8 protein-coding genes are annotated in these 9,266 nt (G+C 60.4%); 3 read left to right on the forward strand and 5 right to left on the reverse strand.

What is annotated here, in order from left to right:
- The 3 genes from R6U20_RS05490 to R6U20_RS05500 all read right to left on the reverse strand — a co-directional run.
- Nucleotides 1-905, reverse strand: a 905-nt coding sequence (locus tag R6U20_RS05490) for an FAD-dependent oxidoreductase (RefSeq protein WP_410336859.1), incomplete at its 3' end; no start/stop codon positions are given.
- 209 nt (nucleotides 906-1,114) lie between these two features.
- Nucleotides 1,115-2,353: a murein hydrolase activator EnvC family protein gene (locus R6U20_RS05495; RefSeq protein ID WP_410336860.1), complete on the reverse strand. Its 1,239-nt coding sequence runs from the start codon at nucleotides 2,351-2,353 to the stop codon at nucleotides 1,115-1,117.
- Between the two features lie 13 nt (nucleotides 2,354-2,366).
- Nucleotides 2,367-3,173, reverse strand: coding sequence for a DUF4292 domain-containing protein (locus tag R6U20_RS05500; protein ID WP_410336861.1), 807 nt, complete (start codon nucleotides 3,171-3,173; stop codon nucleotides 2,367-2,369).
- A gap of 240 nt (nucleotides 3,174-3,413) precedes the next feature.
- Here R6U20_RS05500 and R6U20_RS05505 point away from each other — a divergent pair, with 240 nt between their 5' ends.
- Entirely contained in the window at nucleotides 3,414-5,384 is a 1,971-nt protein-coding gene (locus R6U20_RS05505) for a glutamate-cysteine ligase family protein (protein ID WP_410336862.1), read from the forward strand.
- 182 nt (nucleotides 5,385-5,566) lie between these two features.
- Nucleotides 5,567-5,812 carry a ferredoxin gene (locus R6U20_RS05510; protein WP_410336863.1) on the forward strand — a complete coding sequence of 82 codons (246 nt, stop codon included), beginning with the start codon at nucleotides 5,567-5,569 and terminating at the stop codon, nucleotides 5,810-5,812.
- A 258-nt stretch (nucleotides 5,813-6,070) separates the two neighbouring features.
- Here the strand turns inward: R6U20_RS05510 and R6U20_RS05515 are convergent, their stop codons facing one another.
- Complete coding sequence (locus R6U20_RS05515; RefSeq protein WP_410336864.1) at nucleotides 6,071-6,667, reverse strand: YkvA family protein; 597 nt, start codon at nucleotides 6,665-6,667, stop codon at nucleotides 6,071-6,073.
- A 143-nt stretch (nucleotides 6,668-6,810) separates the two neighbouring features.
- Here R6U20_RS05515 and R6U20_RS05520 point away from each other — a divergent pair, with 143 nt between their 5' ends.
- The gene (locus R6U20_RS05520; protein WP_410336865.1) at nucleotides 6,811-7,803 is read left to right on the forward strand and encodes an L-threonylcarbamoyladenylate synthase; all 993 of its coding nucleotides are present in this window, start codon (nucleotides 6,811-6,813) and stop codon (nucleotides 7,801-7,803) included.
- On the opposite strand, the gene R6U20_RS05525 is transcribed toward R6U20_RS05520, so the two are convergent.
- Nucleotides 7,730-8,845, reverse strand: a complete 1,116-nt coding sequence (locus R6U20_RS05525) for an NAD(P)/FAD-dependent oxidoreductase (protein WP_410336866.1) — start codon at nucleotides 8,843-8,845, stop codon at nucleotides 7,730-7,732. The genes R6U20_RS05520 and R6U20_RS05525 overlap by 74 nt on opposite strands.
- Nucleotides 8,846-9,266: the final 421 nt, after the last annotated feature.

Below are 9,266 nucleotides of genomic sequence, written 5' to 3' on the forward strand. Positions count from 1 at the left end.
ATGGTGATATAGGAGTTTTCGGTTTCGATACCGAGTTCCTCCAGCCCGAGGTCTTCGATATTACCCGTTACCCCCACAGCCGACAGCACCTGGTCGCACTCTACGTGTTGGGTGTCGTCGCCAACCTGGATTTCGGCACGCAGCGCACCGTTGTGCTCCTCGACCCCTTGCAGCATAGCGCCCGTCATGACATTGATGCCGCTCTTCTTATACGAGCGCTCCAACACGCGCGAGGCGTCTTTGTCTTCCACCGGCACCAAGCGGTCTTCCACCTCTACAATGGTGACATCGGTGCCCATGTGGTGGTAGAAGTAGGCAAACTCAACGCCGATAGCTCCTGCGCCCACAATGAGCAGACGGTCGGGCTGCTCGGTTTGCAGCATGGCCTCTTTGTACGAAATGATCGCCTCGCCATCGATGGGCAGCGGGGGAATTTCGCGGGCACGGGCCCCGGTGGCAATGATAACGGCATCGCCCGTAATAGTCATTTCCTCGCCGATCTCCTCGTCATCCATGTTTACCGAGGGCGCCACCTGCACCGTATTCGGGTCGGTGAGCCGACCATGCCCCTCAATCACATCAATGTTATTCTTGTTCATGAGGTACTGCACGCCCTTGTTCATCTTGTTCGCCGTGTTGCGGCTCCGCTCGATGACCTTGGCAAAATCGGGCGTCACGGTGCCCTCAAGCTCCAACCCGTAGTCCTCCAGATGATTGGCTTGCGCCATAACCTCAGCACTTTTCAGCAGCGCCTTGGTCGGGATACAGCCAATGTTGAGGCATACGCCGCCAAGTTTATTTTTCTCGATAACAGCTGTTTTCATATCGAGTTGCGAAGCACGGATGGCGGTTTCGTAGCCGCCCGGTCCGCTCCCGATGACAATGCAATCGTAATGGGTAGCCATGGATACAGCAAAGGATTGGTGCGAAACAGTATGCGAAACGTCTTAAAATCAAAATCGATGGCGCGGCTCCATCCGCATTGGCCACCGAGTTCAACATACGAGACGGTGGGCACCGTTCCCACCATGGGCCCCTCACCCGGGCGCAATCTTGTGTGAATTGGCGGATGTCTCGTTATGAATGCAGGCGCTTTTGCATCTCTCCGGGGGTGCTACCGAGCGCGTAACCATCGGGTGGGGTCGTTCGAGGCGTTCGAGTCTGCGTCGAAGATGGCGAAGAACACCCCAGCTCCCCGCGGCTCATTTTCGGTGCCTGCCCACCCGACCCGATCGCCTGCCGACACCGATTCTCCCATCGACACGTCCAGGTCAGACAGATTGCTGTACACCGACAAGAAATCGCCGTGGCGGATGACAAGGTAGGTGCCAAATCCGGGCACAAAGTCAATGCCGCTCACGCTGCCGTCGAACACGCTACGCACCGGATCGCGTGGATTGGTTGCAATGGTGATGCCGGGGTTGTTCGTGGTTGTACCGTGTACCGGATCCACCTGATCGCCATAGCCCTCGGTGATGGCTCCTTCGGCCGGCCAGGGAAGTTGCCCCTGGTTCTCCGCAAACGAGGACGACAGGCGTTCGTAGTCGGCATCGGAGAGCCCTCCTGCACGGGTGCCTGTTCCTTCTGCTTCCTCGTCAGCAGCAGCAATGAGGTCTTCGATGCGTTGCTGAAGCTCCTCGACCGATTCCTGCTTGCGTTCAATCTCTTCGCGCAGGGCCGACTGCTCCGCACGCAGTTCATCGACCACCTGGCGGCGATCGCGGCGCAGGCCTTGCAGGCGGTTGCGCTCGGAGCGCGCATCGGTGAGCAGCTGCTGCGTTTCGCGTTGCGAGGCGGCCAGCTCTTCTTGCTGGGCTTCGATGGTGGCCTGGGCCTCCTGAATGGCATTACGCCGGGAGCGCCGCTGAGCTGCAAACTGATGCAGATAGCGCACACGTACAATCATCTGGTTAATGGACTTCGACGACAGAATGAGCGCCAGGTCGTGCAGGCGGCCGTAGCGGTAGGCGTGGTTGGCGCGAGATTTGTATTCGTCGACAAGCGTAGCACGGGCCGAGTCGAGCGTTTGTAGCGTATCGCGGGCCTCGCGCTGCTGCTGTTGCAGTTGGCGCAGGCGGCGCTCATACGTATCCACCAGCTCCTGCCGCAGCGCAATCTCACGGTTGAGTTCGTCGAGGCGCTCGCGTGTGGCACTGGCTTCGCGCTCGGTGCTCCGCAAGCGCTCCTGGTCGCGGTTGATCTGGCTCCGCAGCGCGTTGAGGCGTTCCTCCGTGTCGGCACGCTCCTCCTCGGTCGATTGCGCATGAGCGGCATGCGGCATCAGCCCGCCCCCCAGCAGCATGAGCAGCAGGAGGCCATGCGTTAGCGGCGTCGTTGCCAGCACCCAGGCCATGCCGAATGGGCGACTACGGAAGCGCAACGCGTTGCACATCGGAAGGTACATCGAACGGAAACGAGAGCGATTCGGGAGTGAGCGTGATCGAGCGATACGTCATGAGTGCGCGAATCCCATCGCCAGGGCGGCGCAGTACTACGCGGCTGGGAATGAGTACGCCGTCTACCCGTGTATGATCGGTAAACACACGCTCATCCACAACCGTGCCCTGTTCATCGCGCTCCACAAACCGAACGACCCGCCAGATCGACGGATCCACCGAATAGGTATATCGGCCTTCTGCATCTTCAAGATGGTACAGTTCATCGTCGTGGCGTAGTGACCAGTCTCCCTCTGTAGGCAGCACCAGCAGCCCCATCAGGTTCTGAAACAGCGTCTCGCTGGATACAGGAACGGGCAACACCTGCTGCGCACTCTCGACCGGCCCCACAGCCAGCTCCTCGTCGATGCGATTGTGCACGTAGAAGCTGTCGGGGGTTACCATCATGCGGGCCGCATCAATGCCCAGCGGGCCGCGCACATTCATCCAGAGCGTGTCGCTTCGCCGCTGGCGGAGCGTAGCCCGAAAGCGTCCACTCTGCATCGGACTATTCAGGTCCATGCGCACCTCCCCTTCGAAAGCTGTTAGCGTGTCGGTGGAGCCGTGCACAGCCTCGCGGATATCGGCGGGCGTATGGTTCGGAAAGGCATTGGGCACGCCCTCCTCTTCCACAACGGGAGCACTGCTTCCACACGCCGAGAGCAGTGCAGCTATAGCAAATATGCCAATGACAATACCAATCCCGCGGTGTGGGGAACACTGGAGTACACTACGCATGGCGGCGAAATGACGTGTGAGCAATACATGAACGAAATCCAGACCGATACCAAGACGAAGCACCAGGACCGGTGATACGCGACACAGGCATAACGCACGCCGCCTGGTGTTCCGTATCCAATTGCCTTGTACCGGGGCCCGAAAGAGCAATGGCGGGCTGCATGTGCACTTGCGCCCGATTCATGCCTTTTGTATACTTAATCTTCACGTCCTTCCTTCCACACGACGTATATCAATGCCATGGGCGAACAGAATGTGAACGAAGAGCGGGATCCGCGCCGCCTGCGCGATTTCGCGCGGCGCCTTATCCACGATGTGCGTGCGCTTGAACGCATGCTGGATGAAGAGATGTTCGAAACAGATACACGGCGCATTGGCGCTGAACAGGAGCTGTTCCTCGTAGACCATCGGGGCGAGGCCGCGCCCGTCATCGAAGGGATCATGAAGCGCAACACCGACCCGCGTATCGTAACTGAGCTTACGAAGTTCAATGCGGAGTTTAACATGGATCCGCTGGTGTATGGCGGCGATTGCTTCAGCACCATGGAGACCGCCACCAATGAGCTGCTTGCGGATGTGCGCACCCTGGCCCGCAAAGAGGGAGCCGAGCCGATCTTAGTGGGTATCTTACCCACGGCGCATCTGGCGAACTTCTCTATGGATTTCATGACTCCAAAACCGCGCTACTATGCGCTTAATGATGCAATAACGCGGCTGCGCGGGGGAGCGGGGCGGTATCAGATTCGCGGCCTCGACGAGCTCTTCGTAAAGCATGACTCAATTATGCTGGAAGGCTGTAACACCAGCTTCCAGACGCACTTTCAGGTGACGCCCGATGAGTTCCCGCGCTTCTACAACATTGCACAGGCGGTAGCGGCCCCCTGTTTGGCCGCCTCGACCAACTCGCCGCTGCTCTTTGGTAAACGCCTGTGGCGCGAAACCCGCATCGCGCTCTTTCAGCAGGCCGTAGACACACGGTCGAGCAACCTCTACTTGCGTGAAATGAGTCCACGCGTGCACTTTGGCAGCCAGTGGGTACAAGAGTCGGTAACCGAAATCTTCAAAGAAGACATCTCGCGCTTCCGGGTGCTGCTGTCTACCGAGTTTGAGGATAACCCGCTCCAACAGCTCGACGAAGGTCGCATCCCCAACCTGAGCGCGCTGCAGCTGCATAACGGCACCGTGTATCGCTGGAACCGCGCCTGCTACGGCATTACAGAAGGGAAACCGCACCTGCGCATCGAAAACCGCATCTTACCCTCGGGGCCAACCGTGGCCGACGAGATGGCGAACGCGGTGCTCTGGTACGGTCTCGTTACGGGCATGGCCGAACACTACCACGACGTAGCCGAGGTCATGAACTTCGACGATGCCCACCACAACTTCATCGCCGCAGCGCGCCACGGACTCGCCTCACAGTTTAGCTGGATCGACGGCTCGAAGCGTCCGGCCCGCTCGCTGCTCCTCGAAACGCTGCTCCCCATGGCCCGCGATGGGCTCCACACCTCTGGCATCAGCACCGACGACATTGACCGGTACCTGGGGATTATCGAGGCGCGCGTGGCTTCCGGGCAGACGGGCTCGCAGTGGCAACTCGACTCGCTGGCTGCGATGACCGGTGGCACACGTACCGAGCGCCTGAGCGGCGTAACACGAGGCATGGTGCAACGCCAAATTGAGGGCGAACCGGTGCACACCTGGACGCTCGCTTCGCTGGGCGAAGCCTACACGCCGGGGCACATCCGCGAAACGCGCGTCGAAGACTACATGAACACCGACCTGATGACCGTGCACGAGCAGGAGTCGGTCGAGTTTGTGGCCTGTATGATGGACTGGCAGCGCCTGCGCCATGTGCTCATTGAAGACGAAAATCACCGTCTGGTGGGCATCATCAGCCACCGGCGTTTGCTGCGCCACATGGCCGAGCGCGACGGCACCGGCAGCGACGACACGCCCATTGGATCCATCATGAAGCAGGATCCCGTTTCGGTCGTGCCGGACATGCCTACGCTGGATGCTGTGCGCCTGATGCGCGAGAAGCAGATCGGGGCGCTCCCCGTTGTGCGCGAAGGCCAACTCGTAGGCATCATCACCGAGCGCGAGTTTATGGACGTAGCCCACAACCTGCTCGACGACTCCGACACCAACGGCAACAGCGAATCTAACGTCGAAATTGCCGGTGATGCCTCGGAGTCGGTGTCTGGATCGTAGACGGATGCTACCGGAGCACATTGTTACGCATCCGGTTTTGTTACGCATCCGTTCGGGTGGAACGTGCCATGTGCGCGGTAGGTGTTATGCGGTGCGCAGGCGCTCAAACTGCGTGCCTCACCGCCGCACCCCTGGAGCACCGCGCACCATCCGATCATACCGTGCATTGCTTCCCATTCTGTATGTCAGACATCCGAAAACAAACGATCAACGGGCTGGAGGTCCACATCGACCGCAGCCTGTGCATTGGCTCCGGCAACTGCGTGAACCTGGCTCCCGAGGTCTTCACCATTCGGCAAGATGCCATCGTTGACTTCAAAGACGAGGTCGATGACAGCATCGATGCAAGCCGCCTCGTGGAGTCGTGTCAGATCTGTCCGGTCGACGCGCTGCTCGTGTACGATGGCGATGAGCAGATCGTACCGTAAGCAGCTGCAAACAAAGCACACCGCCCAAAACAAACGGCCTCAATGCTGGCACCTGCCAGGCACTGAGGCCGTTTTTCGTGTGGCAAAGCCGCAGGGCATGCATTACGCCCCGTCGTTATTACGGCGGAGCCAGGCAATGACGAGCCCGGTGCCAATACCAAGTACCAAAATCAGCACATACCAGAGCGGCGAGTCGGCAATCTCCATAAATCGGGTGCAATGTGATGCGGGTAAAGAGGGGATGCGGAGGGCAGCTGGCTACGCCTCGTCATCGGACGGCGACTCCTCGGCATCGGTCTCGGCGTTCTGGCTTTCCCACGCACGAAAGCGATCAAGCTCGTTGTGGGTTGTGCGCACCACGAACGCCAGAATAGCCGTGTCATCAATAATGCCGAGCCCGGCCAGCGAGCGTCCGCCCGAAGAGCGGCCCATCAGCAGAAAATAGAGCACAGCCAGCGTGATCACCCCCACCGAGCGCCATGGAAAGTGGGCGTAGGTGCCCTTGCGCCAGGCTCGCACCATCCGAAAGAGCGTTGCGATATCGCGCGCCAGCACAGCAGGCACAGAATCTTCTTCGCCCAGCCGCTGCACGGCCTTGCGCAGCACACCCACCCAGCGCAAGCGTTTTTCGAGCACCTCTTGGGCTGCCTCGCTAAAGGCATCGGTCAGAGAGGGCTGCTCCGGCGTTTGCTGAGACGTTTGCGACGATTGGGCGTCTGACGCATCCTCGTGATCGGATTCGTCGGATTCAGGCGCTGCATCCATATCGGGCGATTCCTCCGTCTCAGATGCTTTAGTGGAGGCGTTCGATGCGGATTCGGGCGACGAGGAGGACGATTCGGTTGGATCAGGCATTATAGAGCATGGGGTTAGGTAAAGAACAAAAGCACGCACGATGGGAATAGAGCCGCCCCGCGAAACATCTGGGGGCGCCTCGTATCTTTGATGCACAGCCTGCAATGGAGTTCGCACCGGTTTCCTTACGTCTACCCCATCGCATGATTACGCAACGCACCGACGACCCCGAAAAAGCGGCCCGCTGGCTCCGTGCAGGCGACTGTGTAGCGTTTCCTACGGAAACGGTGTACGGGCTTGGCGCCAATGCGCTCAATGCCGACGCGGTGGCAAAAATCTTCGAAGCCAAGGACCGCCCGGCCGACAATCCGCTGATTGTGCATGTGGCTTCGGTTGAACAGGTCGAACGGGTCGCGCAAAATCTGTCGAGCGCGGCGTGGGCCCTACTGCGCGCATTCAGTCCCGGCCCCCTCACGTGCGTGGTGCACAAGCGCGATGACGTGCCCAACGTAACCACAGCAGGACTCGATACGGTGGGGGTGCGCATTCCCTCACTCCCTGTAGCCCAGTCGTTCCTAACGGCGTGTGCGGTGCCCGTAGCCGCTCCCTCTGCCAACCGATCGGGGCGGCCCAGCCCCACGACATGGGAGGCGGTGCGCTACGACCTGGATGGGCGGATTCGGGGTATCCTCATCGGTCCCCAGTCGCCTACCGGCATTGAATCAACGGTCGTGGATACCACGGTCGACCCGCCGGTGGTGTTGCGACCCGGTGCGGTGTCAGTGGAGGAGGCGCGCCGGGTTGTCCCCGAACTTGCAATGGCAGACTCGGTCGAGCAACAAAAGCGGAGTCCGGGGACCCGTCACCGCCACTACGCCCCTGACGCAACAGTAGAGATCGCCTCGGCCGACGAGGCAACGCCGGGCGTTGATGCGGCATACTTAGGACTCAACCGCCCCACACGTTCGGGCTCGTGGGGGCATATCGTGCTCGCCAGCAATATTCCTGACTATGCAGCGCGTCTGTACGCTGCCCTGCGTAAGTTTGATGCGGAAGAAATGGATCGCATCGTGTGCGAGCCCGTGGAGCCAACTGGGCTGGGCCGAGCGCTCATGGATCGCGTCAGGCGGGCAGCGGGCCACGCGTCTGGCGAAACACCCAACGATGGAGCGGCGGGAGCAGGCGAAGCCCTGTAACAACGGCCCGCGCCACACCCGGACGAAACGCAATGCGGTGTACCCAGCGTCCCCACTGCAAGCGGGTGTCGAACGCTGCGTGCCAGTCGGACGCGTAGCGCGTGCGGAGCGTGGCAGCCGCCTGCTGCCCTGCCAGGAACCGATGCAGGTGCGGCACCAGCACATCGGCGGCATGTAGCGCCATTGCCATGCCGTCGCCACAGAGCGGGGCAATCATGGCGGCGGTGTCGCCCACCATGCACACATCCCGGTGCAACGGACCTTTCGTATCCAGCGTAACCTGACTGACGGCGCAAAAGTCGGTGCAGCGTGTGCCTGCCTCCAGCCGCTCGGCCAGATGCGGGTTGGCATCGGCAGCGGCCTGTAGCATGCCCTCGGGCGATCCGGCGTGCTGAAGCGCGTCGCGGCGGCCAATCCAACAGACGTTGAAGCGCCCTTCTTCGACGGGCGAACAGCCGCAGTATCCCCCTGGAAACGCGTGAATGTCGATGACGGGCGGCATATCGCCACCGTAGTGCGCTTTGAACGCCACCACCGGATCAGGCTCGGTAAGATCGGTACGCCCCAGCGTGCGGTCGGGGATGCCGTGCTTCCCCCAGGCTCCAACGACCGTGCGTGTCTTGGTTGTACCCTGCGCGTGAGTCACCGTAAAGCCCGTGTCAAGCGTGCCTTCGATATTTGAAACGCGGCAGCCGGTGCGCACGGTAGCTCCTGCGGATTCGGCTTGCTTCGCCAGCAGCGCATCCAGCACGTACCGGCTGATGCCCCACGCAGCGGCAGGCAGCGCCACGGTGTCGGTTGCCCCGCCGGGAGCTGTCACTACCGACTGGTCGATACGTGGCGGGTGGTGGGCCTCCAGCGTCTCGCGCACGCCCAGCCGGTCAAGCGAGGACTGCGCCTCGGGCGAGAGAAACTCGCCGCAGAGCTTATGACGCGGATACGACCCCGCCTCGAACACAACGACCTCGTGTCCGGCGCGAGCCATCTGAATGGCTACGCTACACCCGGCCAGCCCGCCGCCTACAACGGCAACATCTATCATCGTAGTCTACTGCGCAGTGTGCTATGGAAATATATGTGCTGCGTGTTATATGCAAGGCACAGCGTCGCATTCCAACGCACCGACATTGTTACGAATGCCCGGCACTACTGCTGTGTCACAGGTTAATGGTTGGGTTGGAACGTGCCCCGTTTACATGATGTCATCTTGAGCGCAGCGGCTCCGCCAAGGAGACGCGGAGTCCTGACACGAGCGAAGCGACTGATGAACGCAGTGAATAAAGATCTCCTCCGAAATGGGCAGGGCCGTTCAATCGCCTAGAGCGCCGCTGAGCACCCTTTTCTCATTTTACTTTACCTGGTATTTATTTTGCTGGAGGAGCCTATTTTTAAACGTAAACTGAAGGCAATTTATCCTGATAAGGAGCAGCATGAAAATGTGAAGGATGTCCTCCAGAAAATTG

The organism is Longimonas sp., assembly GCF_046498435.1.
In the GTDB taxonomy this organism is placed as follows: Bacteria; Bacteroidota; Rhodothermia; order Rhodothermales; family Salinibacteraceae; genus Longimonas.